This window comes from Enhydrobacter sp. (genome assembly GCF_030246845.1).
In the GTDB taxonomy this organism is placed as follows: Bacteria; Pseudomonadota; Alphaproteobacteria; order Reyranellales; family Reyranellaceae; genus Reyranella.
On record NZ_CP126889.1, the window covers coordinates 2,260,252 to 2,286,839 of the forward strand.

The 26,588-nt window shown below is 68.2% G+C and carries 23 protein-coding genes; 16 read left to right on the forward strand and 7 right to left on the reverse strand.

What is annotated here, in order from left to right; genetic code table 11:
- Positions 1 to 87 precede the first annotated feature (87 nt).
- The 10 genes from OJF58_RS11330 (at position 88) to OJF58_RS11375 (ending at position 13,930) form a co-directional block, all read left to right on the forward strand.
- Complete coding sequence (locus OJF58_RS11330) at positions 88 to 1,320, forward strand: MFS transporter (protein WP_300784343.1); 1,233 nt, start codon at positions 88 to 90, stop codon at positions 1,318 to 1,320.
- 68 nt (positions 1,321 to 1,388) lie between these two features.
- Entirely contained in the window at positions 1,389 to 2,114 is a 726-nt protein-coding gene (gene phbB, locus OJF58_RS11335; protein ID WP_300784344.1) for an acetoacetyl-CoA reductase, read from the forward strand.
- 69 nt (positions 2,115 to 2,183) lie between these two features.
- A complete protein-coding gene (locus tag OJF58_RS11340) occupies positions 2,184 to 2,582 on the forward strand; it encodes a carboxymuconolactone decarboxylase family protein (RefSeq protein ID WP_300784346.1) in 399 nt (132 codons plus the stop codon).
- 2 nt (positions 2,583 to 2,584) lie between these two features.
- Positions 2,585 to 3,388 (forward strand): methyltransferase domain-containing protein, encoded by an 804-nt coding sequence (locus OJF58_RS11345; protein WP_300784348.1) that lies wholly within the window; start codon positions 2,585 to 2,587, stop codon positions 3,386 to 3,388.
- Positions 3,385 to 5,049, forward strand: coding sequence for a gamma-glutamyltransferase (gene ggt / locus OJF58_RS11350; protein WP_300784349.1), 1,665 nt, complete (start codon positions 3,385 to 3,387; stop codon positions 5,047 to 5,049). Before OJF58_RS11345 ends, ggt begins: the two co-directional genes overlap by 4 nt.
- 2 nt (positions 5,050 to 5,051) lie before the next feature.
- Positions 5,052 to 6,242 carry a class I SAM-dependent rRNA methyltransferase gene (locus OJF58_RS11355; protein ID WP_300784351.1) on the forward strand — a complete coding sequence of 397 codons (1,191 nt, stop codon included), beginning with the start codon at positions 5,052 to 5,054 and terminating at the stop codon, positions 6,240 to 6,242.
- On the forward strand, positions 6,242 to 7,270 hold the full coding sequence (locus OJF58_RS11360) for a P1 family peptidase (RefSeq protein WP_300784353.1): 1,029 nt from the start codon (positions 6,242 to 6,244) through the stop codon (positions 7,268 to 7,270). Before OJF58_RS11355 ends, OJF58_RS11360 begins: the two co-directional genes overlap by 1 nt.
- Positions 7,271 to 7,344: 74 nt before the next feature.
- Positions 7,345 to 9,204: an autotransporter assembly complex family protein gene (locus OJF58_RS11365; RefSeq protein ID WP_300784355.1), complete on the forward strand. Its 1,860-nt coding sequence runs from the start codon at positions 7,345 to 7,347 to the stop codon at positions 9,202 to 9,204.
- A complete protein-coding gene (locus OJF58_RS11370) occupies positions 9,204 to 13,439 on the forward strand; it encodes a translocation/assembly module TamB domain-containing protein (RefSeq protein WP_300784356.1) in 4,236 nt (1,411 codons plus the stop codon). Before OJF58_RS11365 ends, OJF58_RS11370 begins: the two co-directional genes overlap by 1 nt.
- A gap of 23 nt (positions 13,440 to 13,462) precedes the next feature.
- The gene (locus tag OJF58_RS11375; protein ID WP_300784358.1) at positions 13,463 to 13,930 is read left to right on the forward strand and encodes a hypothetical protein; all 468 of its coding nucleotides are present in this window, start codon (positions 13,463 to 13,465) and stop codon (positions 13,928 to 13,930) included.
- A gap of 1 nt (position 13,931) precedes the next feature.
- On the opposite strand, the gene OJF58_RS11380 is transcribed toward OJF58_RS11375, so the two are convergent.
- Complete coding sequence (locus OJF58_RS11380) at positions 13,932 to 16,064, reverse strand: cation:proton antiporter (RefSeq protein WP_300784361.1); 2,133 nt, start codon at positions 16,062 to 16,064, stop codon at positions 13,932 to 13,934.
- Between the two features lie 24 nt (positions 16,065 to 16,088).
- Here OJF58_RS11380 and OJF58_RS11385 point away from each other — a divergent pair, with 24 nt between their 5' ends.
- The 6 genes from OJF58_RS11385 to OJF58_RS11410 all read left to right on the forward strand — a co-directional run bounded on the left by OJF58_RS11385 (position 16,089) and on the right by OJF58_RS11410 (position 20,560).
- Positions 16,089 to 16,334: a hypothetical protein gene (locus OJF58_RS11385; RefSeq protein ID WP_300784363.1), complete on the forward strand. Its 246-nt coding sequence runs from the start codon at positions 16,089 to 16,091 to the stop codon at positions 16,332 to 16,334.
- A complete protein-coding gene (locus OJF58_RS11390) occupies positions 16,331 to 17,749 on the forward strand; it encodes an amidase (protein ID WP_300784365.1) in 1,419 nt (472 codons plus the stop codon). Before OJF58_RS11385 ends, OJF58_RS11390 begins: the two co-directional genes overlap by 4 nt.
- A gap of 155 nt (positions 17,750 to 17,904) precedes the next feature.
- On the forward strand, positions 17,905 to 18,441 hold the full coding sequence (locus OJF58_RS11395) for an SRPBCC family protein (protein ID WP_300784367.1): 537 nt from the start codon (positions 17,905 to 17,907) through the stop codon (positions 18,439 to 18,441).
- Positions 18,442 to 18,456: 15 nt separating this feature from the next.
- On the forward strand, positions 18,457 to 18,915 hold the full coding sequence (locus tag OJF58_RS11400; RefSeq protein ID WP_300784370.1) for an SRPBCC domain-containing protein: 459 nt from the start codon (positions 18,457 to 18,459) through the stop codon (positions 18,913 to 18,915).
- A 14-nt stretch (positions 18,916 to 18,929) separates the two neighbouring features.
- Positions 18,930 to 20,126 (forward strand): serine hydrolase domain-containing protein, encoded by a 1,197-nt coding sequence (locus OJF58_RS11405; protein ID WP_300784372.1) that lies wholly within the window; start codon positions 18,930 to 18,932, stop codon positions 20,124 to 20,126.
- A 20-nt stretch (positions 20,127 to 20,146) separates the two neighbouring features.
- On the forward strand, positions 20,147 to 20,560 hold the full coding sequence (locus tag OJF58_RS11410; protein ID WP_300784374.1) for a VOC family protein: 414 nt from the start codon (positions 20,147 to 20,149) through the stop codon (positions 20,558 to 20,560).
- A 123-nt stretch (positions 20,561 to 20,683) separates the two neighbouring features.
- Here the strand turns inward: OJF58_RS11410 and OJF58_RS11415 are convergent, their stop codons facing one another.
- The 6 genes from OJF58_RS11415 to modA form a co-directional block, all read right to left on the reverse strand.
- Complete coding sequence (locus OJF58_RS11415; RefSeq protein WP_300784376.1) at positions 20,684 to 21,913, reverse strand: PLP-dependent aminotransferase family protein; 1,230 nt, start codon at positions 21,911 to 21,913, stop codon at positions 20,684 to 20,686.
- Positions 21,914 to 21,988: 75 nt separating this feature from the next.
- Positions 21,989 to 23,611 carry an FMN-binding glutamate synthase family protein gene (locus OJF58_RS11420; RefSeq protein ID WP_300784378.1) on the reverse strand — a complete coding sequence of 541 codons (1,623 nt, stop codon included), beginning with the start codon at positions 23,609 to 23,611 and terminating at the stop codon, positions 21,989 to 21,991.
- 70 nt (positions 23,612 to 23,681) lie between these two features.
- Complete coding sequence (locus tag OJF58_RS11425; protein ID WP_300784380.1) at positions 23,682 to 24,032, reverse strand: winged helix-turn-helix domain-containing protein; 351 nt, start codon at positions 24,030 to 24,032, stop codon at positions 23,682 to 23,684.
- Positions 24,033 to 24,043: 11 nt separating this feature from the next.
- Positions 24,044 to 25,102 (reverse strand): molybdenum ABC transporter ATP-binding protein, encoded by a 1,059-nt coding sequence (gene modC / locus OJF58_RS11430; protein ID WP_300784381.1) that lies wholly within the window; start codon positions 25,100 to 25,102, stop codon positions 24,044 to 24,046.
- Positions 25,099 to 25,785, reverse strand: coding sequence for a molybdate ABC transporter permease subunit (modB, locus tag OJF58_RS11435; protein WP_300784382.1), 687 nt, complete (start codon positions 25,783 to 25,785; stop codon positions 25,099 to 25,101). Before modB ends, modC begins: the two co-directional genes overlap by 4 nt.
- Positions 25,782 to 26,585, reverse strand: coding sequence for a molybdate ABC transporter substrate-binding protein (gene modA / locus OJF58_RS11440; RefSeq protein WP_300784383.1), 804 nt, complete (start codon positions 26,583 to 26,585; stop codon positions 25,782 to 25,784). The genes modB and modA overlap by 4 nt, the downstream gene beginning before the upstream one ends.
- Between the last annotated feature and the right edge of the window lie 3 nt (positions 26,586 to 26,588).

Genomic DNA, 26,588 nt, shown 5'->3' on the forward strand with positions numbered 1-26,588 from the left:
GTCCCACACGCAATACGGCACCGCTCGCGGATAGAGCGGCGGCCATCGGCTTCCTAGGTTCGCGCCGACGCGACCTCGGGAGCCCTCATGTCTTCATCCGACAACGACTCGCTGCCATCGACCTTCGGTCGGCTGGCGTGGTCCAATCTCGCAGCCCAGTCGGCCGAGCAGGTGGCGCTGGCGGCGGCGCCGATCGTGGCCGTGCTGCTGCTGGGCGCCGGCGAAGGCGAGACGGGTGCCTTGCAGACGGCGCTCACGCTGCCGTTCGTCCTGTTCGCCATCCCGGCCGGGCTGCTCGCGGATCGTCTGTCGCGACGCCGGCTGATGGCGGGTGCCGAGGCGCTGCGGGCCGCCGCGCTGCTGGCCATCCTGGCGGGGCTCTGGTTCGGCTTTCTCGGCATGCCGCTTCTGGCGGTTCTGGGTTTCGTCGCCGTCTGCGGCACGGTGGTCTTCAGCGTCGCCGCGCCGGCGCTCGTGCCGTCGCTGGTTTCCCCGTCGGCGCTGCCGGCCGCGAACGCGCGAATCGAGCTTGCCCGCACCGTGGCCTTCGCGGGCGGGCCGGCGCTGGGCGGCCTGCTCGTCGGCTGGATCGGGGCCGCCCCGGCCTTCGGCTGCGCGGCCGCGCTTTCGATCGTGGCCGTCGTCCTGCTGGCCGGCCTGTTCGAGCCGGCGCGCATTGCCGTTCCACGGCGGCACCCGCTCGGGGAGATCAGGGAGGGCGCGGCTTTCGTCTTCCGCCACGATCTCCTGCGGCCGGTGTTCGTCACGCAGTTCATCTTCAACACGGCATTCTTCCTGATCCTCGCCGTGTTCGTGCCCTACGCGGTGCGCCGGCTGGGGCTTTCGGCTTCGGGTGTCGGCATCGTGCTCGGCATGTACGGCGCCGGCATGATCGCCGGAGCGCTGGTCGCGACGCGCGTCATGCGGCGCCTCGCCTTCGGCATCGTGATTGGCCTCGGTCCCGTTACCGGCCTGGTCGCCTCCGGCGTGATGGCGCTGACGACCGTGGTCCCGACACCGCTTCTCGCAGGACTCAGCTTCTTCTTGCTGGGCGCCGGGCCGATCTTGTGGGTCATCAGCACGACCACGCTGCGTCAGTCGGTGACGCCGCCGCGCCTTCTGGGTCGCGTCTCGGCGATCAACATCATGGCCTATGGCGCCCGGCCGCTGGGCTCCGCGCTGGGGGCAGCGGTCGGCGGCGCATTCGGCGCGGAAGCCTGTCTCTACCTTGCGGTGGCCGGCTTCGCCCTGCAAGCGCTCGTCATTCTCATGTCGCAGGCGGTCGCCCTCTCGCGTCAACCGGAAATGGCGTGCGATTGATCGCGCGACTTGCCTCCGCCCCTGGGACTCCGGCTACAGTGCCAATCTGAGTCGTCAGGGAGGAAACAATGGCGGGACGAGTGGCATTGGTAACGGGTGGAACGCGCGGAATTGGCGCTGCCATCTCCAGGATGCTGAAACTGCGCGGATATGCGGTTGCCGCCAACTATGCCGGCAACGACGTGGCGGCCGCCGCCTTCAAGGAGGAGACCGGCATCCCGGTCTACAAGTTCGACGTCGGCGACTATGCCGCGGTCAAGGAGGCGGTGGCGCAGATCGAGAAGGAGCTGGGTCCGATCGAGATCGTCGTCAACAACGCCGGCATCACGCGCGACGCGACCATGCGCAAGCTCGACCGCAGCATGTGGGACGCCGTGATCGACACCAATCTCGGCTCGTGCTTCAACGTCAGCAAGGCGGTGTGGGACGGCATGAACCAGCGCGGCTTCGGCCGCATCGTCAATATCGGCTCGATCAACGGCCAGGGCGGCCAGTATGGCCAGGTGAATTACGCCGCGGCCAAGTCGGGCATCCATGGCTTCACCAAGGCGCTGGCCCAGGAAGGTGCAGCCAAGGGCATCACCGTCAATGCGATCGCGCCCGGCTATACCGATACCGACATGGTCTCGGCGGTGCCGCCCAACGTCCTCGAGAAGATCATCGCCAAGATCCCCGTCGGCCGGCTGGGCAAGGCCGACGAGATCGCACGCGGCGTGCTGTTCCTGATCGCGGACGACGCGGGCTTCATCACCGGCTCGACGCTCTCGATCAACGGCGGCCAGCACATGTACTGACGCCGCGCCCGCGCCGCGGATAAGATGAGGGCCGGCCCAGTCGCCGGCCCTTTTGTTCGGGAGCCATCGATGCCGAGGTTGATCGAGTACAAGGATATGGATCCGCGCGCGAAGTCGGTGGTCGAGGGCATCGCGCAGGCGCGTGGCATCGATCCGGCCGACATCAACAACGTGTGGAAGGCGCTGGCGCGCCATCCCGCGGTGATGGAGCGCTTCGCGGCCGAGATGAAGGCGGCCTTCGCACCCGGCAAGCTCGATCCGCTCACCAAGGAATTAGTTTATCTCGCGGTGAGCATCGCCAATCAGTGCGACTATTGCATCGCCTCGCACGGAACGATGGCGCGTCGGAAGGGCATGACGGAAGAAATGCACGAGGAATTCATGGCGGTGGTCATGGCTGCGCAGAAGGGCAACAAGATCGCCACGGCCTACCGCGTTCCCGTCGATCCGGCGTTCGAGGAGCAATGACCATGCAGTCGCCAGCCTCGACCGTCTGGGACGCCAATCTCTATCTCAAGTTCGCCGATGCGCGTATGCGGCCGGCCATCGATCTGATGGGCCGGCTCGATCCCGCGAACGGCCATCGGCCGGACCATGCGATCTATGACCTGGGCTGCGGCGCCGGCAACATCTCGCGCCTTCTGGCGGAACGGTTCCCCGAAAGCCGGGTGATCGGCATCGACTCCTCGGAGGAGATGCTGGCCAAGGCGCGCTCGCAGACACCCGACAAGCGCGTGGCCTTCGCCAAAGGCGATCTCGCCGCCTTCGAGCCCGAGCGGCCGCCGTCCATTCTCTACAGCAACGCCGCCTATCAGTGGCTGCCCGGCCATATCGACCTGTTCCCGGCGCTGATGAAGCAACTGCCGTCGGGTGGCCAGCTCGCGATCCAGATGCCGCGCAATCACGATGCGCCCTCGCACGCGCTGATGCGCAAGGCGGCGGAGGCCGGGCCCTGGCGCGACAAGCTCGCCCATATCGGCGGCATCGCGCGCGTGCACGAGCCTGCGCGCTACTACGACGTGCTGAAGCCGCTCGCATCGGAGCTCGAGGTGTGGGAGACGATCTATCAGCAGGTCCTGACCGGCAAGGATCCGGTGGCGCAGTACACCGCATCGACCGGGCTGCGACCGTTTCTTGAGGCGCTGGATCCGTCGGAGCGCACGGCCTTCTACGACACCTACGCACGCATGATCGCCGAAGCCTATCCCACCCGCGCCGACGGTATCACGCTCTTCCCCTTCCGACGGCTGTTCATCGTCGCGCGCCGCGCATGATCACCCGACGCCGGCTCTCCCGCATGCTCGCGGCCTGGGTCGCTTGCGTCCTGGCCTGGCCGGTGTCGGCGCAGCCCAAGGCGATGGTCGCGGCCGCCCATCCGCTCGCGGTCGAGGCCGGCCTCGAAACGCTGCGCCAGGGCGGCACGGCGGTCGATGCGGCGGTCAGCGTGCAGATGGCGCTGGGCGTCGTCGAACCGCAATCTTCCGGCATCGGCGGCGGCGGCTTCCTGCTCTACTACGACGCTGCCGCGCGCACGATCTCCGTCTACGACGGCCGCGAGACGGCGCCAGAGGGCGCCACGTCCGACATGTTCCTGACGACGGAGCCGTCGGGCCGGCGGCCGATGCCGTTTCGCGAGGCTGTCGCATCGGGTCTTTCTGTCGGCGTTCCGGGCGTCGTGGCGATGCTCGATCTCGCGCACAGGGAGCACGGCAAGCTTGCCTGGAAGGAACTGTTCGCGCCCGCGGTCGCCCTCGCGCGCGATGGTTACCCGGTCTCGCCGCGGCTCGCCGACTGGCTGGGGAGGATCCCGACCTTCCGCGACGATCCCGAGGCGCACGAGATCTACTACGATGCCGACGGCTCGCCCAGGAAAGTCGGCGACCGCGTGGTCAATCCCCGCCTTGCCGACATGATGCGCAGGATTGCCGAGCAGGGCCCGAAGGCGCTCTACCAAGGTGCCGTGGCCGAGGAGATCGTGGCCCGGGTACACGGCAACGAACGTCCGGGGACCCTGTCGTCAGCCGATCTCGCTGCGTATCGCCCGGTGAAGCGCGAGCCGGTGTGCGGGCCCTATCGGATCTGGATCGTCTGCGGCATGCCGCCGCCTTCGTCGGGGGGATTGGCCGTGCTCCAGGCTTTGGAGCTGCTCCAGCCGTTCGGCCTCGTGCAAGACAAGCCGGACGACCTGCGGTCGCTGCACCTGATCGCCGAAGCAAGCCGCCTCGCCTTCGCCGATCGCAACCGCTATGTCGGCGATCCGGCGTTCGTCGACGTACCGGTCGCCAAGCTTCTGTCGCCGAGTTACCTGGCTCAGCGTCGCAAGCTGATCTCGCCCGGCAGGAGCATGGGCAAGGCGGCTCCCGGAAACGCTGGCTATCCCGAGCACGGCACCAGCCACATCAGCATCGTCGATCGCTGGGGCAACGCCGTCTCCTTCACCACCACCATCGAGCAGGCCTTCGGTGCGCAGATGATGGTGCAGGGCTTCATCCTCAACAACGAGCTCACCGATTTCTCCGTGCTGCCGGAAGTCGACGGCCGGCCGGTGGCCAACCGGGTGCAGCCCGGCAAGCGGCCGCGTTCCTCGATGTCGCCGACCTTCGTGCTCGACAAGGATCGCGGGCTGGTCATCGCCGTGGGCTCGGCGGGCGGGCCGCGCATCATCGGCGACACGCTGCAGGCCCTGATCGGCATGCTCGACTGGAACCTCTCGCCGCGCGAGGCCCTTGCCCTGCCGCGCATCCTCAACATGAACGGCCCGACCATCCTCGAGGACGTGCCGTCGCTCAGAGCGAAGGCGGACGCCTTGCGCTCGCTCGGCCATGAAGTACAAGTCAGCCGTCTCGAGGGCGGCCTGACGGCCATCCGCCGTGTCGGCGATGGCTGGGAAGGGGCCGCCGATCCACGGCGCGATGGCATCGCCAAGGGAGAGTAGGAGTGGCCAGGAAGCTGCCCAGCGTGTTGCTGCGCGCCGGCGGGGATCGCCGCGTGCGCGCCGGCCACCCGTGGGCTTTCTCCAACGAGGTCCTGATGGATGCCGAGACCAGGGCGCTGCCGGCGGGATCGCTCGTGATCCTGCGTGCGCCGGGCGGCGAGGCGCTGGGGCTCGCGACCTTCAATCCGCACTCGCTGATCGCGGCCCGGCTGCTGACCTCGAATCCCGAGGCCATTGTCGACGCGCTCTTCTTCGGGCGGCGGATCGCCCAGGCGGCCGCCCTGCGCGGCCGGCTGATCGGCGCACCCTACTACCGGCTGATCCATGCCGAGGCCGACGGCCTGCCGGCCGTGATCGTCGATCGCTTCGGTGAGGCGCTGGTGGTGCAGGTCAACAGCGCCGGCATGGAGGCGCTGACGCCGGTGCTGCTCGAGGCGCTGGAGGCCGAGCTGTCGCCGCGGACGATCGTGCTCAAGAACGATTCGCCGGTGCGCGAGCTCGAAGGCCTGAGACGCGAGGTCGTGGTCACCAAGGGTGAGGCCGGGGCGATGGAGCTGATCGAGAACGGTGCCAAGTTCGTGGCCGACCTCTCGGGCGGGCAGAAGACCGGCTGGTTCTACGATCAGCGCGACAACCGCCGCTTCATGGCAGGTCTGGCCAAGGACGCGAGCGTGCTCGACGTCTACAGCTACTCGGGCGGCTTCGGCGTGCTGGCGGCGCGGGCGGGCGCGCAGTCGGTGATCTGCATCGATCGTTCGCAAGCGGCCCTGGACGCGGCGTCGCAGGCGGCGAAGCTGAACGGTGTCGGGGAGCGCGTCTCCTTCCAGAAAGGCGAAGCGTTCGAGGCGCTGGAAAGTCTCGGCGGCACCTCGGCCCGGAAGTTCGGCGTCGTGATCTGCGATCCGCCGGCCTTCGTGAAAGGCCGCAAGGACCTCAAGACGGGAGCCCAGGGGTATCGCAAGCTGGTGCGGCTCGCAGCGCCGCTGGTGGCGCGCGGCGGCTTCTTCTTCGTCGCCTCCTGTTCTCACCTGATGGATCCGGCGCTCTTCGCCGAGCAGGTGCGCCGCGGCCTGCGTGACGGCGAGCGCACCGGCCGCATCCTGCGCAGCTCCGGCGCGGCGCTCGACCATCCCGTCCACCCCAACCTGCCCGAAACCGCCTACCTGAAGGCGCTCACCCTGCAGCTCGACTGATGCTCCGGGCGGGCTCGCGCAACCTCATCACCGACGTGGACGGGCTCGCCGTCGGCAATGCCCAGGACGAGACGCTGCGCTCGGGTGTCAGCGTCGTTCTGTGCGAGGCGCCGTCGGTCGCGTCGGTCGATGTCCGCGGCGGTGCGCCGGGCACGCGCGAGACGGATCTTCTGGAGCCGTCCTGCCTCGTCGACCGCGTGGATGCGATCTGCCTCTCGGGCGGTTCGGCCTTCGGTCTCTCGGCCGCGGACGGCGCGATGCGCTGGCTGCGCGAGCGGGGGAGGGGCGTCGCCATCGGCGGCGTCGTGGTGCCGATCGTGCCCGCGGCCATCCTGTTCGACCTCCTGAACGGCGGCGACAAGCAGTGGGATTGGCCGCCTTATCGCGAGCTCGGCTACGAAGCGTGCGGCCACGCCAGCCGCGACTTCGCTTTGGGCAATGCAGGCGCGGGCATGGGCGCGAAAGCGGGCAACCTCAAGGGCGGTCTCGGCAGTGCCTCCGCCATCGATCCGCAGAGCGGCTTGCAAGTCGGTGCACTGGTCGCCGTGAATGCGCGCGGCTACACGACCATGGACGATATGCCTCATTTCTGGGCGTGGCCCCTCGAGCAGGGCCACGAGTTCGGCGGTCTCGGTCCGCCGCCGCGCGGTGTCGGGCTTGCGGTCTCGCACGCGCGCGCCGATCCCGGCCGCGATCCGGCGGATGTCGTGCGGCGCGATCCCCGCGCCAACACCACCATCGCCGTGGTCGCCACCAATGCGCGGCTCGACAAGGCCTCGACGCAGCGGCTGGCCGTGATGGCGCAGGATGGTTTGGCGCGTGCAATTCGCCCTGTTCATACACCGCTGGACGGCGATACAGTGTTTGCCGTCGCCACCGGCCGCCATGACCCTGGCGCTGATCCGCTGGCGCTGGGCGAGATCGGGACGCTGGCGGCCGATTGCCTGGCGCGTGCGGTCGCGCGCGGCGTCTACCATGCTGGCACGCAGGGTGCTGCACGAAGCTGGAAAGAGGTATTCGGCCGCTGAGTTCGCATCCAGTGTCCACGTTCGGCGTTAGGCTTCATACTGTTGCCATGCTCGCCGGCCTAACAATGAAGATCATGCGATGGCCGACCGAAGGCTTCTGGCTCGGTCGAGCGTCGGTCGTGGTGGCGGCGATGCTGCTGGCTTGCGGCGTGGCCGAGGCGCGCACCGGTCAGATCTCCCTCACGGTGACGGGCGACAAGGAGATGGCGGACGAGCTGAAGCAGCTCTCGGAGGACCTGGACAAGGACCAGCCGCTGTCAGGCGATTCCCTGTCGCTTCTGCAGGCGGCGCAGGCGCGCCGGTCCCGGCTCGTATCGGCGCTGCGCTCGCGCGGCTACTACGACTCGCAGGTCACCGCCACGGTCGGCAACCAGCCGATCGACGAGGCGAGTGCGCTCGATGCGATCGACAGCCAGCCGGAAACGGCGAAGACCGATTTCCAGATCAGGATCGCGACCGGGCCGGTCTATCGCGTGGCCGACCTGAACATCGACGGACCACAGGACGTGGTCGGTCCGACCGTGCTCGATCGCAACAAGCTTCCCCTCAAGCCCGGCCAGCCGGCGGACGCGGCCACGATCATCAATACCGAGAACCAGATCCTCGACCAGGTGCGCGGCCGCGGCTATGCGCTCGCCAAGGTCTCGCGGCGCGAGGTCGTGATCAATCACGCCACGCGCGAGGCCTACGTCACCTACCATCTGCAGACGGGCCCCGAGGCGACCATGGGTCCGGTCCATTTCTCCGGCACCCAGGAGATCGACACCACCTACCTGCAGAAGCGTGTGCCGTTCAAGCAGGGCGAGCCCTATGCGCCGGACAAGGTGACGGCGCTGCGCGACAAGCTCAACGCGCTGGGCGTGTTCAGCGCGGTCCGGATAAAGCCCGCGACCAGCCTCGACGCCAAGGGAGAGCTGCCGATCGATGTCGACCTGGAGGATCGGCCGTCGCATTCGATCGGCTTCGGCGCGGCCTACGAGACCATCCTTGGCTTCAGCGCCAACGCCTACTGGCTGGACCGCAACCTGTTCGGCGAGGCCGAGAGCCTGCGTTTGTCGGCGATCGTGAACCATATCGGCCAGGGCGCGATCCCCGACGATCTCGGCTACGGCTTCCGGGCGGACTTCCTCAAGCCCGACTGGTGGGTGGCGGGCCAGGACGCCACCGCGTCGGCCCAGGCGCTGCGCGAGGTCTATCCGGCCTATACACGCAAGGCTGTGCTGTTCGGGGTCGGGCTCAATCGCACGATATCGGAGCACTGGCGCGTGTCGGCGGGCCTCAGCTACGAAGCCTCGCAGATCGAGCAGTCGGGCACCACAGCCTACTATCAATTGTTCGGCGTGCCGCTCTCGGCGACGCTGAACGAGGCCAACAGCGATCTCGACCCGACCCGGGGCTACAAGGTCGTGCTCAATGTCACGCCCTATGCCGACCTCGAGCACAGCAACGACCTGTTCGCCATCACCAAGGTGGTCGGCACGACCTATCTCGACGTAAGCGGCGATGGCCGCAGCGTGGTCGCGGCCCGCGCCGCCTTCGGCTCCATTCCGGGCGGCACCAATACCATGGTGCCGCCGGACAAGCTGTTCTATGCCGGCGGCGGTGGCTCCATCCGCGGCTTCACCTATCAGTCGGCCGGGCCGCGCGATGCGTTCAACAATCCGGTCGGCGGCGCCAGCCTCATCGAAGGCAGCCTCGAGTTCAGGCAACGCATCGGCCAGTCGTTCGGCGCGGTCGTCTTCGTCGATGCCGGCGGCGCCTATTCCAAGACTTTGCCCGACTTCTCCGAGATGAGCCCCCGTATCGGCACCGGCGTCGGCGTGCGCTATTATACGGCCTTCGGCCCGGCGCGCCTCGATGTCGGCTTCCCGCTCAACAAGCGCGCGGGTGACGCGCCCTTCGGCATCTATGTCAGCATTGGACAGGCGTTCTGATGCGCTGGTTGCGAATCACGGCTTGGACGGCGGGCGGCATCGTCATCGCCGTCGCGCTCCTGCTCGCCGCCTTGCAGACAGCGCCGGGCAAGCGGATGCTGGCGAACGCCGTGTCGTCGATGGCGTCCTCGGCCGACAGTCGACTGGAAATCTCGGATATCAGCGGATTCATTCCGACCGACCTTCGCGTGGCGAAGATCGCGATGTCCGATTCCGACGGGATCTGGCTCAGCATCGAGGATGCCCGCCTCGACTGGTCGTTCGCATCGCTGTTCACGGGCCAGTTGAAGATCGACGAGCTGAGCGCGCGGAAGATCGAGGCGCTGCGGCCGCCGCTTCCGTCGAAGGCATCATCCCCCAGCGGTTCGTCCGGCGGCACGAGCCTGCCGTTCGGCGTCGACCTCGATCGGCTCGCCGTCGCCGACCTGCATATCGGGGCGCCGCTTGGCGGTGGCATCGACTCGCACTGGAAGCTCGATGGCAATGCGCTGGTGAGCGATCGCGACCAGAGTCATGCCAGGCTCGAGATGGTGCGAACGGACGGGCCTTACGGCCGGCTCACCGCCAATCTCGGCTTCAATTTGCAGCCGTTCTCGGTCGACGGCGAGATAGGCGGCGAGGAAGCGGCCGGCGGCGTCATCGCGGCGTTGATCGGCCGGCCCGACCTCGATCGGGTGTCCTTCAAGCTCACCGCAAAGGGCGACAGGGCCGCCGGCAATGCCGTGCTCGACGTCTCCGCGGGTGATGCGATCCGCTCGAGCGGCAATGCGCGCTGGCATCCGGATGGTGGGGCGACGGCCATCTCTCTCGATTTGTCGGCGGTGGCACCGGGCCTGCTGGACAGTCCGATCGCGCGGCTCCTGCGCACGCCCGTTACGCTCGAGGGCGAGGCGGCTCTCGATGCGGCAGGCATCGTGTCGGTGCGATCGCTGGCGCTCGCGGCGGGGCCGGCGCGTGTCGATGCGACCGGGCGGTACGATCCGCAAAAGGATCAACTGCAGGCAACGATCAAGGTGCAGGCCGGCGAGGCGGGGCCGCTGGCCGATCTCGCCGGCGGCGTCGACTGGCGCAACCTGCGGGCGGATCTCGTGGCCGATCTCACCAATGTCGCCAAGCAACCGCAAGGCACGGCGACGTTGACGGCCTCGATCGACGACCTCGCGGCGAAAAGCCTCGGCGAACGCGGGCCGCCGCCGCAGCATATGGAACTGGCGGCGAAGGTCGATGCGCAGCCGGATGGCCGCCTGGTGGTCCAGTCGCTCGACCTCTCCTCGCCACTTCTCGCCCTGAAGGGCAATGCCGACTATCAGCCTTCCACCAAAGCCGGCAACGGCAGGATCGCGCTCGACTTGCCGGACCTCGCACCGCTCTCGGGCTTGGCCGGCGTCCAGATCGGCGGCCATGGGCACCTCGATCTCGACCTGTCGACGAGGAGCTCCGGATCGCGTGTCGCCTGGCGCGGCAAGTTCGACGAGCTCAGCGTGCCCGACATGCCGCCGGATCTGCAGCGGAAGACATTGACGCTGAATGGCGCCGCCGCGCTGCAGAAAGACCGGGCCTGGCGGCTCGACGGCGTGCGCCTCGAGGCGGAGGGGATGACCTTCACGGTCTCGGGCCATGGCCGCGACCGAACCGGCGAGCTCGATCTTGCGCTCGATTTGCCGCGCCTTGGCCTGCTGCAGGCCGGCATGAGCGGGGCGGCATCCGCCAACAGCAAGGTGACGTTGACGCCCAATGGCGGCGATGTGCATGCCACAGTCGATCTCAGCGATCTGAGCCGGGCCGGCATCACGTCGCGGCATCTCGCTCTCACGCTTGACGCGTCACTCGAAGGGGAAGCCGCGCGCGGCAGCATCAAGGCCCAGGGCGATCTTGCCGGCCAGCCGCTCGGCCTGAGCGGCAGTTTCTCGCGCAATGCCGACGGCGGGCTGCACGTGCCGACGCTTCAGGGAAGCTGGGCCAGCGCCGTGGTCGATGTGAAGGATCTCGCGGTGGCGCCCGGCCGCGCTACTGGAAGCGGCCATCTCAAGATGGCGCGGCTCGAGGAGCTTGCACCGATCGTGGGCACGCCGCTTGCGGGCGCCCTCGACCTCCAGATCGCTACCCAGTCCGACAATCCCGCGGGCACGGTGACCATCGCCTTGCGCGGCGATCGGCTGCGCGCCGGCTCCGCCGGAGCGAACGCGCTGCAGCTCGACGCATCGGTCGCCGATCCGTTCGGCGCGGCCAGGACCGAGGCGACGCTCAAGGCCACCGGCCTGGCCGGGGTGGCCGACCTCGGCAGCGTGAACGCGACGGTGAAGGGGGATCGGACGGCCTTCGACCTTGCCTTGCGGGCCGCCGGCCGGACAACGAACGCCAGCCTCGCGGCCCGGGTGGAACCCGGCGATGTCATCCGGGTCGCCCTGCAGCGACTCGATGCGCGCTACCAGGGCATCCCCGTCGTGCTCAATGCGCCGACGCAGGTGACGGTCGCCGGCTCGCGGGTGGTCGTTCAGCCGGCCTCGCTGCGGCTGGGCGGCGGACGCCTGTCGGTCGGCGGTACCGTCGACGAGACCGCAAGCGATCTCTCGGTCGAGATCGCGGCCCTGCCGCTTTCCCTGGTGGAGGCGTTCGCGCCCGGAACCGGCGTCGAGGGCACGCTGCGGGCCAAGCTGCGGGCCACGGGCGCCCTCGCCAATCCGCGAATCGAGGCCAGCTATTCGGCCGACGGCCTGCGGGTGAAGCGTCCCGAGACGGCCCTCCTGCCGGCGTTCGCGCTGCGCGGCACGGCCTCGGTGGTCGACCGCCAGGCGACGTTCGACGCGACTGTATCGGCGGGCAGCGGGACTCGCCTCGGCGTGAAGGGCAAGGCATCGATCCCGCAAGGCAGCGCACCGCTTGCCGCAACGGTCAGCCTCAACGGCGCCGTCGACATTGCGCCGTTCGCGCCGGCGCTCGGCGACAGCATCCGCAATGTCGCCGGCACGCTCAGCCCCAATCTCAGCCTCACGCTGAAGGGCGGTGCCATCGACGGCGCGGGCACCATCGCCCTCAGCAATGCCGCGCTTTCCCTGCCCGCGTCAGGGCTCAGGATGACCGGCGGGCAGGCAAACATCGCGCTACAAGGGCAGGCGCTGCAGCTCCAGAGCCTGACTTTCCATACCGCGCGAAACGGCGCCATCTCGGGCAGGGGCACCGTCCAGCTCGATCCGGCGCAGGGCTTTCCGGTCGACCTCGGCATCACGACGCGCAACGCCCTGCTCGCCAACCGGCCGGACATGATCGCGAGCGTGTCGAGCGACATCAAGGTGACGGGATCGACGCTCAACGGCTTCGATGTCACGGGCCCCGTGATCATCGATCGTGCCGAGATCAACATCGGCGGGACGCAGGTCGCGAACTATCCCACGATTGCGGTCACGGAGATCAATGGCGGCAATGGGTCCAACGCGGCACCGGCCAAGCCCGCCGCGGCGCCGTCGGGCAAGGTCGCGCCCAAGTCGCCGGAGGCGGGCGGCGTGCGGCTGGCGCTCGACATCAACGCGCCCCAGGCGGTGTTCGTGCGCGGCCGCGGCCTCGATGCCGAGGTCGGCGGCAAGTTCACCGTCACCGGCAATCCCTCGGCACCGGCCGTGCTGGGCAATCTCACCTTGCGGCGCGGCACCTTCAACCTGGTCGGGCATCAGCTCAATTTCACGCGCGGCAATGTCTCGTTGATGAACGCCAACACGATCGACCCCGAGCTCGACTTCGCCGCGACGACCGTCGTGAACTCGACCACGATCGAGGTCGACATCACCGGCACATCGCGCGCACCCAAGATCGCGCTCACCTCGTCGCCGCCCTTGCCGCAGGACGAGGCGATGGCGATGCTGCTGTTCGGCAAGCCGTCGTCGGGCCTGAGTCCGTTCGAGATCCTGAGCGCCGCGCAGGCGCTGGCCGAGCTGACGGGGCAGGCGTCGGCGGGCGGCGGCGGCTTCCTCGGCCGGCTCCGCAAGGGGCTGGGCCTCGACCAGCTTTCGATCAACTCGTCGTCCAGCAACGCGGCGAACGCCTCGTCCGGCAGCACGACATCGATCCAGGGCGGCCGCTATGTGGCGCCGGGCGTCTATGTCGGCGCGCAGCAGGGCGCGAGCGGCAATTCGAGCCGCGGCATCGTCGAGATCGAAGTCCTGCCGCATACCAAGCTCGAAGGCTCGTTCGGCACCGACTCCAACGACAAGATCGGCGCCAAGATGGAATGGGACTACTGACGCTCTACCGCAGGAGGTCTCCCATGACCGCGAGGTTGACCCGTCGCCTGCTCATCGCCGCCACGATCGCCGGCGCGCTTCCGGCAAATGCCGAAGCCGAGCCGTCGGTCGAGCTGGGCGCCATTCTGAACAAGTATGCCGACGCGCTGCGGGCGGAGGATGCCGAGGCGGCGGTGCGCCTGTTCAGGACCAACGGCTCCTACATGGCGCCGGGCGCCAAGATCGCTGTCGGCACGGATGCCCTGCTCGCCGCCCACAAGCGGTTGCTGGCGACCCTCAGGATCGATCTGGCGTACGATGTGCGCGAGGCGGCGACGTTCGCCGAGGTCGGATGGCTGCGCTCCACCGCCCGGGCCCGTCTCAAGATCCTGTCGAGCGGCGTGGAGAGCACGCGCTACTCCAACCAGCTCGTCGTTTTCGGGCCGGAAGCCGGCATCTGGAAGATCCACAGCTACCTTTCCGCGCCCGCGCCGGCCGACGCCGCAAACTAGGTCAGCGCGCGATCAGCAGGGCGGGCGTGCGCAGGACCTGCAGCAGCGCCGCCGTGCGCGGCCCCAGGAACTTCGCCTCGCCCTGGCGCAGCGACGTGCCGAGCGCCACGAGGTCGAACTGTCCGCCGCGCACGGCCCGCCGGATCTCGCTCTCCGGCTTGACGTTCGTTGCGGTCATGCCCTTGACCGGCACGCCAGCCCGCTTGCCGGCACGATGGATGTCGACCAGCACGGACATGCCGAGGCGCCGCGCCCGGCCGCGCAGCAACGCCACGTCTCCCTGCGGATCGAAGACGTGTAACGCCGTCACCGTGCCCTTGCTCGCGTCAGCGAGCGCGAGCGCAATCTCGGTCGCGAGGCGTGCGTCCTGTGTGCCAGCGGCCGGCAGCAGGATGTCGAGCGGCACATCGGCGGGTCCGGCCGCTCCGGCGCCGTTCACGGCGATGGCGACGGGACCCTGGAACTCGGTCACGAGCCGCTGCAGCCGCGGATCGAAGCGGGCTGCTTCGACGATCGGGCGATCGATGCCGACGAAGGCGATGTCGTAGCCACGCCCGATCTCCTTCTCCAGCGCGTCCTCCTGCTCCGGCGGCCGCTCGGTCACCAGCCGCTTCGCGCCGGCGGGCTTCGACTCGTGCAGCGTGCTCGTCGCGTCGGCCGCCTCGGCCACGTGACGGCGGGCCGCGGCCTCTTCGGATCCGCGCTCCTCGGCCGCTTCCGCCTCGAGCACCGTCGTCAGGATCTTCTGGCGTGCGGCGAAGAGACCGGCGAGCCGCGCCGCCAGCCGGCCGTTCGGACTGTCGTCCACATAGACGAGCGCGCGCTCCATCTTGGGAAGGTTCTCGGTCTCCTCGGCGTCCTCCTTTTCCAGCCGTCTGGCTTCCTCCTCGCCGAGCGGCACGCGCGACATCATCCAGCGCAACATCGGAGGCATGGCCATCGTGGTGATCACCGCCATGGCGACGATCATCGTGTAGAGCTGATTGCCGAGAGCGCCCATGGAGAGGCCGATGGTTGCGATGATGACCTCGGTCGAGCCCCGGCCGTTCAAGCCGACCGCCAGCGCCAGCGACTCGCGCGTCGTGAGCCCGCCGAGGCGGCCGCCGATCAGCGCGCCGGAGAACTTGCCGACGCTGGCCACCAGCACGACAGCCAGTGTGAACAGGGCGAGGGTCGGGTCGAGCAGGGTGCGGAGGTCCATGCCGAGGCCGGCGACGGCGAAGAAGACGGGGCTGAAAAAGGCCATGATGAAGCCGCGCAACTGGCCCTCGATATGCTCGGTCAGGATGGGCGACTGGCCGATCAGGACGCCGGCGATGAACGCGCCGAGCGCAGTGTGCACGCCGATCAGCTCGGTGGTGAGCGCCATCGCCAGCATGACGATCAGGATCGCCGTGATCACCGGCACCTCGATGGTGAGGTTGTCGTTCACCCACACGATCAGCGCCGCGACCAGCCGCCGGCCGATAGTGAAGGCGAAGGCGAGGAACAGGGCCGTGCCGGCGAGGCTCGCCCCGATGCTGGCGAGGTCGACCGTGCCATGGGCAGCGATGCCCGAGATCACCGCGATGATGATCCAGGCGATGGTGTCGTCGAGGATCGCGGTGGCGAGGATGAGCTGGCCGAGGTCGCGCCGGATCGCGCCGATCTCCATCAGCACCATGGCGACGATCTTCACCGCCGAGATCGACAGCGCCGTGCCCAGGAAAAGCGCCGTGACGAGCCGGTTCTGCTGCTCGGGGATCGCATCGCCGGGCAGTGCATAGGCGAGCGCCACGCCGCAGACGAAGGGCACGGCGATGCCGAACAGGGACGAGGAGATCACCGCGCGCCGCCGGCGCTGGACCAGCGCCAGATTGGTCTCCATCCCGGTGAGCAGCAGCAGCAGCAGGATGCCGGTCTGGGCAATGCCGTCGATCATGCTCTTCAGCGTCCTGGAATCGGGGAAGAGCATATGGCGCAGCTCGGGGAACAACGCGCCGAAGACGGAAGGGCCGAGCAGCACGCCGGCCAGGAGCTGGCCGAAGAGGGCGGGCTGGCCGAGCCGGCTCAGGCCCTCGCCCAGCAGGCGGCCCGCGAGCAGGAGAAGGATCAGCTCCGCGGCGAACACCGCCAGCGTATGGTCGAATATCAAGAAGCCCCCCGTGCGAATCGCCCGATGGACGGGCAGGAGCGATTCGTGCTGACGTTAACAACGGCCGAAGATCGGGAGGGATGCAAGATGGACGAGGAAATTGTCGAGCTGCTGGCGCGCCAGGCCGGGCTGGACAAGGCGCTGGCGGAATTTCGCGACGATGTGATCGCGGCCGCGCGCCAGACGGCGACCCTCAGGCAGAAGCTCGCGGCGCCCACCGATCCGCGCGTGGAACCGTGGCCCGCGATGCGGCCGGGAGAAGGGCTGTGAACGCCGGTCTCGGTCTGGTGGAAGGTCCGCTCCACTTCCTGCCGGCTGCGGCCGCCGCGCAGGCCATCGCCGCGCGCGAGCTCTCCCCGCTCGAGCTGATGAAGGCCCATCTCGACCGCATCGACAAGCTCGACCTCAAGCTCAATGTCTTCATCCGTCTCGACGCGGAGGCGGCGCTGGCGGCCGCGCGTGTGGCCGAGACGGAGGCGGCGGCCGGCCGGCTGCGCGGACCGCTGCATGGCGTGCCGGTAGGCATCAAGGACATCATCGATGTCGCGGGGCTCGCCACCACCTGTCACTCCAGGATCCTCGTCGACAACGTCGCGCGGTCGGACGCGGTCTGCGTGAGCAGGCTCCGCCAGGCCGGCGCCATCGTGATCGGCAAGCTTTCGACGCACGAGTTCGCGATCGGCGGCCCGAGCTTCGACCTGCCCTGGCCGCCGGCGCGCAATCCCTGGAATCCCGGGCATCATCCCGGTGGATCGTCGTCGGGGTCGGGATCGGGAGTCGCGGCCGGATTGTTTCCCATGGCGCTCGGCACCGACACCGGCGGCAGCGTGCGCAACCCGGCGAGCTGCTGCGGCATCGTCGGTCTGAAGCCGACCTACGGCCTGGTGTCGCGACGCGGCGTCTTTCCGCTTTCCTTCACGCTCGATCATGTCGGGCCGATGACCCGCACGGTCGGCGACAATGCGCTGATGCTCGAGGCGATCGCGGGTCACGATCCGTACGATCCCGGCAGCGCGGCCGCGGCGGCCGGCCGCTACGGGGCGGCGATGGATCGCGGCGTGCGCGGCCTGCGGCTGGGCTTCGTGCGTCACTTCCACGAGACCGACCTGCCGGCCGAGCCGGAAGTGACGGCGGCGCTGGAACATGTCGCGCGCACCTTGCAGATGATGGGGGCCGACGTGCGCGACGTGCGGCTGCCCTCGCTCGGCGAGTTCGCCGCCGTCAATCGCATCATCCTGCAGAGCGAGGCCTGGTCGGTGCATGCGCGCTGGCTGCGCGAGCGGCCGGGCGACTACGGCCGGCTGGCGCGCCGCCGCCTGCTTGCCGGCGCCTTCGTGAGCGCGGGCGACTACGTGGCCGCCAGCCGCCGGCGTGGCCAGATGATCGCCGCCGTCAACGCCGCGCTCGCCGAGGTCGATGTGCTGCTGTGCGCCAGCTCGATGGATCCGGCCTGCCGCATCGATCGCCCGGCCGACATCGATCGCACCTACACCCGGCAGGCGCGCACGCCGTTCAACGTGACGGGGCATCCGGCGCTCGCCATGATGTCGGGCCTCTCTTCGACCGACCTGCCGCTGTCGGTGCAGTTCGTCGGCCGCTACTTCGACGAGGCGATGCTGTTCCGTGTCGCCCGCGCCTGGGAGAAGGCATCGGGTATGGACAGGAAGCATCCGCCGATCGGCTAGCGTCGCGGACGGAAGCGGATCGACCTTATTCGCTGTGACGCGTCGTCTGTGGGGCCGCATGAGAACTTTTCAGGTCGCAGCGGCCGGTTGACAACGCTCGGGTGGCCCTCGTAAAGGTTAACCATCTCGTTAAGTATAGCCGGGAGAGCGCGCCGGTGTTCAAGATCTTGTCCGTCCTCGCCGCGATTGTCGTGGTGTCCGTCGTCGCCATCCTGGGTTATGCGGCGACGAAGCCCGATTTTTTCCGCGTCGAACGCTCCGCGACCATCAAGGCGCCGCCGGACCGGATCTTCGCGCTGATCGCCAACCTGCGCGGCTGGTCGATGTGGTCGCCGTACGAGAAAAAGGATCCCGGCATGAAGCGCGCCTTCAACGGACCCGAAAGCGGCAAGGGCGCGATCTACGAATGGGACGGCGACAAGAATGTCGGCCAGGGCCGGATGGAGATTGTCGAGGCCGCGCCGCCGACGAAGATCGTCATCAAACTCGACTTCATCAAGCCGTTCGAAGGCCACAACACGGCCGAGTTCACGCTGGTCCCGACGGGCGACAACACGACCGTCACATGGGCGATGTACGGTCCCAGCCCCTATGTCGCCAAAGTGATGGGTACCCTGTTCGATATGGACAAGATGATCGGCAATGACTTCGAGGCCGGGCTCGCCAACCTCAAGACGACCGCCGAGAAGTGAAGTCAGGAGGAACGCATGGACTCTTCCCTCCAGCCCGTCCAGCAGGAGCTCTATCTTGCGCGTGAGATCGAGGCGCCGCGCGAGCGCGTCTTCGCTGCCTGGACCGATCCGCGCCAGGCGTCGGTCTGGTGGGCGCCGCAGGACTGCACGCCGCTCTCTTGTGAGATGGATGTGCGGCCGGGCGGCCTCTGGCGGCGCCGTATGCGCGTGCCCGACGGCACCGTCATCACCAAGCATGGCGTCTATCGCGAGGTGGTGGTGCCCGAGCGGCTGGTCTTCACCTACATCACCGAGTACGCCGATGGCAGCGTCGATCCGGAGACGCTGGTGACGGTTACGCTCGCGGATCTGGGCGGCCGCACGCGCCTCGCCTTGCGACATCAGGCCTTCCGCACCGAAGCCTCGCGGGCGAGCCATGAAGGCGGCTGGACGAGCTGCCTGCAACGGTTCGCCGCCTTCGTCGCGTCGGCATAGTGGAAGTCGAAGCCATGGCACGTGGCGGCCTGTCGAAGACGAGGCTCGCGCGCCTGCACGGTGCGCTTGAGACGCATGTCGCCTCGGGCGACATGCCGGGCCTGGTGGCGCTGGTGAGCCGTGGCGAAGATACGGTCGTGGAGGCGATCGGCGCACAGTCGTTCGGCGGTGCGCCGATGAAACGCGACACCATCTTCCGTATCGCCTCGATGACCAAGCCGGTGATTGCGGCGGCGACGCTGTTGCTGGTCGAGGAATGCAGGCTCCGCCTCGACGATCCGGTCGATGCCTTCCTGCCCGAGCTGGCGGACCGCAAGGTCCTGAGGAGCCTCGAGAGCGAGATCGACGACACGGTGCCGGCCCGGCGGCCGATCAGCACGCGCGACCTTCTCACCTTCACATTCGGCATGGGCGCCCTGATGGTGTGGCCCCCGAAATATCCGATCCAGAAGGCTGCGGCAGAGCTCGGTCTCGCGCCGGGCCCGCACCAGCTCGATATCGACGCCGACGAGTTCATGCGGCGGCTGGGGACGCTGCCGCTGAGCTGCCAGCCTGGCGAGCGCTGGCTGTATCACACTGGATCGGACGTGCTGGGCGTGCTGATTGCCCGCGCCAGCGGCCAGCCGCTGGAGACCTTCCTGCAGGAACGCCTGCTCGCCCCCCTCGGCATGCGGGACACCGGTTTCCGGGTGCCGGCGGCCAAGCTCGAGCGCCTCGCCAGCGCGTACATGATGGATCCGGCGAAGAAGGAGCTCACCTTCTTCGACGATGCGCGCGCGAGCCGCTGGAGCAGGCCGCCGCCTTTCGCGGCCGGCGGCTCGGGGCTCGTCTCGACAGTCGACGATTTCCACGCCTTCTATCGCATGCTGCTCGACAAGGGCCGGCACGGGCGCGAGCGGATCCTGGCGCGGCCGACCGTCGAGCTGATGATGTCTGATCAGCTCACCGCGTCGCAGAAGCTGGGCGCCGAGATCTTCTTCGGGCATGGTGCGAGCTGGGGCATGGGCGGCGCGGTCGTGACGCGCCGCACGGATATCTTCGCCGCGCCCGGCCGCTTCGGCTGGGATGGCGGCTACGGCACCTCCGCCCATCTCGATCCGGCCGAGCGGCTGATCGGCGTTCTGATGACCCAGCGCATGATGGACTCGCCCGTGCCGCCCCGGGTGTTCCGCGACTTCTGGACCTCGGCCTACCAGGCCATTGACGACTGACCAGCAGAAGGAGAACGACCATGAACGTGCAGTCTTATCTGTCCTTCGAGGGCCGAGCCGAAGAAGCGATCGAATTCTACAAAAGCGCTGTCGACGCCAAGGTCGACATGATGATGCGCTTCAAGGAGGCGCCGGAGCAGTCGATGGTCACACCCGAGTCCAGGGACAAGGTGATGCATGCCGCCATCAAGATCGGCGACACGCAGATCCTGCTGTCCGACGGTCAGTGCACAGGCAAGGCGGCTTTCTCGGGCATCGCCCTTGCGCTCAGCGCCGACAGCCCGGCCGAGGCCGACAAGCTCTTCAATGCGCTCAGCAAGGGCGGCAAGGTGACCATGCCGATGACCGAGACCTTCTTCGCCAACCGCTTCGGCATGTGCTCCGACAAGTTCGGCGTGGGCTGGATGGTGATCAATCCCAAGCCGATGGGCTGAGAACCGTCCGGTTCGTTGCCGGCGACTGAACTGTGTCATCCCGAAGTGAAGCCGAGGGATCTTTTTCCAGCCGCAAAGATCCCTCGCTGACGCTCGGGATGACACCAGTCCTTCGACTGATCCCTACTTCTTGTCGACGTTGGCGCTGCGCAGGGGGACGCCGAACTCGCGCCGGCAGACCTCGGCCAGCACCTCGACGCCTTTCCTGATCGTCTCGGGCTCGGGATTGGCGAAGCAGAGGCGCAAGCGACAGCGGGCATAGTCCTTGTTCGTCGACCATTCCGGGCCGGGATTGAGCGAGACGCCGGCGGCCAGCGCCGCCTGGGCGAGCTTCACCGTGTCGACGTTGTCGGGCAGCTTGATCCAGAGATAGATGCCGCCCGGCGGATCGCCGAACTCGGCCGCGGTGCCGAACTGCTCGGCCAACGCCTCGCGCAGGGTCTGGAGCTTGCCGTGCAGGGCCTTGCCGAGCCTGGGGACGTGATCGGCAAAGTGCCGGCTGCAGAACTCCGCCAGGACCATCTGCTCCAAAGCGCCCGAACCGGCATCCTGCTTGAGGGCCAGGATGCGTGACAGCACACCCCACTTGGCGACGAGATAGCCCACGCGCAGCGCCGGTGCGATCGACTTGGAGAACGAGCCGATATGGACCACGCCTTCGCCGTTGGCGAGGGCATAGAGCGATGTCGGGCGCCGGCCGCTCCAAACGAGATCGGAGTAGCACTCGTCCTCGAAGATCATCACGCCATGCGCGGCCGCGAGCTCGATCAGCTCCTGGCGCCGCGTCTCGCCCATGATGGCGCCGGTCGGATTCTGCACGGTCGGAATGGTGTAAACATACTTGGGCTTGATGCCCTTGCCCTTCAGCTCCCCGAGCTTCTGCTTCAAGACGTCGAGCCTGAGGCCTTCGGCGTCGAGCGGGATGCCGACAACGTTCACCCCGATACGGCCGAGCTTGGTGAGGGCGCCGCCGTAGGTCTCCTGCTCGATCAGCACGGTGTCGCCCTTCGCCAGCAGCAGGCTGTTGACGAGGTCCAGTCCCTGCAACGAGCCCGAGGTGATCAGGATCTCGTCAGGCGTGCAGTCGATGCCGGCATGTCCCTTCAGCTTGCCGGCCAGGAACTCGCGCAGCGGCCGATAGCCGAGTGGCCCGCTGTTCAGCCCGTAGGTGGCGAGCGTGGCGCCCTCGCGCTTCAATACAGTCGTCGCGGCCTCGGTCAGCGCCTCGACCGGGATCTGCCTGGCGTCGTTGTGGCCGCCGATGAAATTGTACTTCGGAAATCCGTTCCATTTGACGGCCGGGTCGGGCGTCCCCGGCGCGAGCAGCGGTGCGAAATCGAACGGTGCGGTCATGGCATGTCCCCGGCTCTTGCCTGGCTTCCGTATTGCTGGGGCAAGAACCGGCGATACGCAACCTCTTTGGCCGGATCAGGCCACGGCGCGGAACGAATGAGCGCTCGCCATCTCCCACGGGCGCCTCCAGCGCGGATTGTCCGTGCCGGCCAGCAACTCGCCCTCGCCGAGCGCGGGATAGAGATCGGCGAAGGTCGCGACCTCGCTGGGCGACAGGCGGTGCGCGATGTGCGCTGGCTGGAACTCGTTGGGATGGTCGAGCCCGGCCGCGGCGGTGAGTTCGGCCAGCGCGTGCAGCGTCGCGCGATGGAAATTGGCGACGCGCTCGCGCTTGTCGGCGACGACCAGTGCGCGCTGACGATTCCTGTCCTGTGTCGCGACACCGGTCGGGCAACGATCGGTATGACAGCTTTGCGACTGGATGCAGCCCAGCGCGAACATGAAGCCGCGCGCCGAATTGCACCAGTCGGCGCCGAGCGCCATGGCGCGGGCGATGTCGAAGCCGCTCACGATCTTGCCGCTGGCGCCGAGCTTGATGCGGTCGCGCACGCCGATGCCGACCAGGGCGTTGTGGACGAAGGAGAGACCCTCGCGCAACGGCTTGCCGATATGGTCGATGAACTCCAGCGGCGCGGCGCCAGTGCCGCCCTCCTTGCCGTCGACGACGATGAAGTCGGGATAGAGGCCGGTTTCCAGCATCGCCTTGCAAATCGCCAGAAACTCCCATTCATGGCCGACGCAAAGCTTGAAGCCTGCCGGCTTGCCGCCCGAGAGCCGCCGCATCTCGGCGACGAAGCGCATCATCTCGGCCGGCGTCGAGAAGGCCGAATGGCGCGAGGGCGAGATGCAGTCCTGCCCCGCCGGCACGCCGCGCGTCAGCGAGATTTCCACGCTCACCTTGGGCGCCGGCAGCACGCCGCCGTGGCCGGGCTTGGCGCCCTGGCTCATCTTGAGCTCGACCATCTTGATCTGGTCGTTGCCGGCCGCCGCCGCGAACTTGTCGGCCGAGAAGCTGCCGTCGGGATTGCGGCAGCCGAAGTAGCCGGAACCGATCTCCCAGATCACGTCGCCGCCACCCGCACGGTGATAGGGGCTGTAGCCGCCTTCACCGGTGTCGTGGGCGAAGCCGCCCAGACGCGCGCCCTCGTTCAGGGCGCGAATCGCATTGGCCGAGAGGGCGCCGAAGCTCATCGCCGAGACGTTGAACACCGAGGCCGAGTAGGGCTTCGTGCACTCCGGTCCGCCGATGGTGATGCGGAAGGGCTCCCGGCTCATCCGCCCCGGCGCCATCGAATGGTTCACCCATTCGAAGCCCGCGCGGTAGACGTCGTAGGTCGTGCCGAAGGGGCGCACGTCCAGCACCATCTTGGCGCGCTGGTAGACGACGGCCCGCTTGTCGCGGCCGAAGGGCAGGCCGTCCTTCTCGTCCTCGAAGAAGTACTGGCGCATCTCCGGACGGATCGCTTCCAGGAGGAAGCGAAGATGCGCGGCGATCGGGTAGTTGCGCAGCACCGAATGCCGCGTTTGCACCATGTCGTGCACGCCGACGAGCAACAGTGAGGCAGCGGCGCCGAAGCCGAGCCAGAGCCATGTCGTGTGCGGAGAGAGAACGAGGGCGACGGCGAACGCCACGCTCAGGAGAAGGGCCAGCAGAAAGGGCAGGAAGCGGATCTCGAAGATCGGGAAGAGGGTCGGCATCACTCGTGAGCAGTCGGTATCGGGTCGGAACATATCGGCGCCGCGCGTTGGCGGCGCTGCAGGATAGCGTCTAGCCGCGCTTGGGGCTGCGGGAAATCGCCTGCAGCGCCTTGAGATGCGCCGCGGTCGCCGACAGCGCCTTGCGCTCGATGGCGCGATAGTGCCGGATCAGCTCCTGGCCGCGTTGGGTGAGCGCCGCGCCGCCGCCGGACCGGCCGCCGGTCTGGGCCGTGACCAGCGGCTTCTCGAAGCTGCGGTTGATGTCGGCCACCAGCTCCCAGGCGCGCTTGTAGGACATGTTCATCGAGCGGCCGGCGGCGGAGATCGAGCCTTCCCGGGCGATGCGCTCGAGCAGCATCACCTTGCCCGGCCCGAGCCGGCCCTCGTCGTCGAAATCGATCCGGATGCTGAGGCGGGGCATGACGAGGACTCCTAGCTGCGCTCGAACGAGACACTCTTGATCACGGCATAGACCGGCCGCCCCGGCACGAGCGCTAGGCGCTGCACCGATTTGGCGGTGACGCGCGCCATCAGGATAGCGCCGTTGCAGTCCAGGCGGATATCGGCCTGCGCGCCGGCCGGCACGATCTGCACGATCCTTCCCGCCAGCACGTTGAGCGCGCTGATCTCCTGCGGCGGGTGAAGCGACAGCATGACGTCGCGCGCGCGAATATAGGCGCGGACCGGGGCGCCGCATGGCGCCGTCAGGCGCGGCACCTGCAGCTCGCCGGCCGCGGTAACGAGGGTGGTGAGCTGGAACCTTTCGTCGTGGTGCGCGATCCTGGCGTCGAGGGCACTGCCGCCATCGGTGGCATCGGCCAGCGGCAGGATGTCGAGCACCGGGCCGACGGCGGTGACCTTGCCATCCGCCAGAATGACGACGGTGGTCGCGAGCCGCGCCACCTCGGCGACCGAATGGCTGACATAGAGGATGGGAACGCCCGCCTTGTCCCGCAGCCGCTCGATATAAGGCAGGATCTCGGCCCGCCGCGCCTCGTCGAGCGAGGCGAGCGGCTCGTCCATCAGCAGGAGCCGGGGATGGGCAAGCAGGGCGCGGCCGATGGCGACACGCTGCTTCTCGCCGCCCGACAGCGACTCGGGCCGCCGGTCGAGCAGGGGAGCAATGCCGAGGAGTTCGACGACCGAATCGAAGTCCGCGGCGGCGCCGCCCTTGCCGCGCGAGAACCAGCGGCTGTAGAGCAGGTTCTGGCGCACGCTGAGATGGGGGAAGAGGCGGCTGTCCTGGAAGACATAGCCGATGCGGCGCCGGTGCTTGGGGACGAAGAGGCCGCGGCCGGTATCGACCAGCGGCTGGCCGTCGACCGTCACCCGGCCGCGCGTGGGCCTGATCAGCCCGCCTACGATATTGACGAGCGTGGTCTTGCCCGAACCGGAGCGGCCAAACAGCGCCGTCACGCCCGGCCGCGAGACGAAACGGGCCGCGAGATGGAAGGCGCCGTACTTGTGCTCGACGTCGACGTCGAGACTCATGTCGCCGCGCGCCGGGCGCCGATGCGGCGCGCCAGCAGCTCCGAGCCCAAAAGCGCCACCATGGAAATGATCACGGAAACGAGGGTGAGCCGGAGCGCGCCCGCATCGCCACCGGGCACCTGCGTCAGGGTGTAGATGGCCGAAGGCAGGGTCTCGGTCTCGCCGGGAATGTTCGAGACGAAGGTGATGGTGGCGCCGAACTCGCCCATCGATTTGGCAAAGCACAGGATCGCGCCCGCGATCACACCGGACAGGCAGAGCGGCAAGGTGATGGTGGCGAAGACCAAGAGCGGATGGGCGCCCAGCGTTCCGGCCGCGCTTTCCAGTCGCGTGTCGACGGCCTCGATGGACAGGCGGATGGCGCGCACCATCAGCGGAAAGCCCATCACGGCGCAGGCGAGCGCCGCGCCCGTCCAGCGGAAGGCGAAGACGATCCCGAAACTATCGTTCAGGAACTCGCCGATCGGCCCACGCCGGCCGAACAGGATCAGCAGCAGATAGCCCGTCACGACCGGCGGCAGGACCAATGGCAGGTGGACGACGGTGTCGAGCAGGCTCTTGCCCCAGAAACGTCGGCGCGCCAGCAGCCAGGCGATGGCGATGCCAAACGGCAGGCTGGCCGCCGTCGCGGTGACGGCGACCAGCAGGCTCAGCCGGACCGCCGACCACTCTTCCGCCGTCATGTCGAAGAATTGGACTTCACCAGCACCGTAAAGCCCTGTTTCTCGAAAGCGATCCGCGCTTTCGAGCCTTTCAGAAAATCGAGGAAAGGCCTGGCGTCGGCCGACTTCGACTCCTTGGTCACGGCCGCAGGATAGATGATCGGCTTGTGCGAATCGTCGGGAAAGGTGCCGATGATCTTGACGTCGGGCTCGACCGCCGCATCGGTGCTGTAGACGATCCCGAGCGGGGCTTCGCCGCGCGCGACCAGCACGAGGGCCGCACGGACATTGTCGGCCTGGGCGATCCTGCCCTTCACGCCGTCCCAGGCGCCGAGCTTCTGCAGGGCCGCCTTGCCGTACTTGCCGGCCGGCACGGCGTCCACGTTGGCCATGGCGAGCTTGCCGTCGCCCAGCGCCTTGGCGAGGTCGAAACCCGGCTTCACCTCGATTGTGGTTTTCGAATCGCGCGGCGCGATCAAAACGATCTTGTTGCCGAGCAGGTTCACGCGCGTCTCGTCGCGGATCAGCCCCTTCTTCGCGACATAGTCCATCCAGTCGATATCGGCCGAGATGAAGATGTCCGCCGGCGCACCCTGCTCCAGTTGCCTGGCGAGCGCCGAGCTTGCCGCATAGGAGATCTTCGGCCTCGCCTTGCCGGCTTCCTTGGCCCAGCCGCCGGCGATCTCGTCGAGCGCGTTCTTGAGGCTCGCCGCGGCAAAAATCACCAGGCTCGCGTCCGCCGCCTTCGCCGCCGCGAGCGGCGCCGCCGTCGACGCCAAAACCAGGCCGAGCAGGCTGCGGCGCCCTATCGACAAGCCCATGCC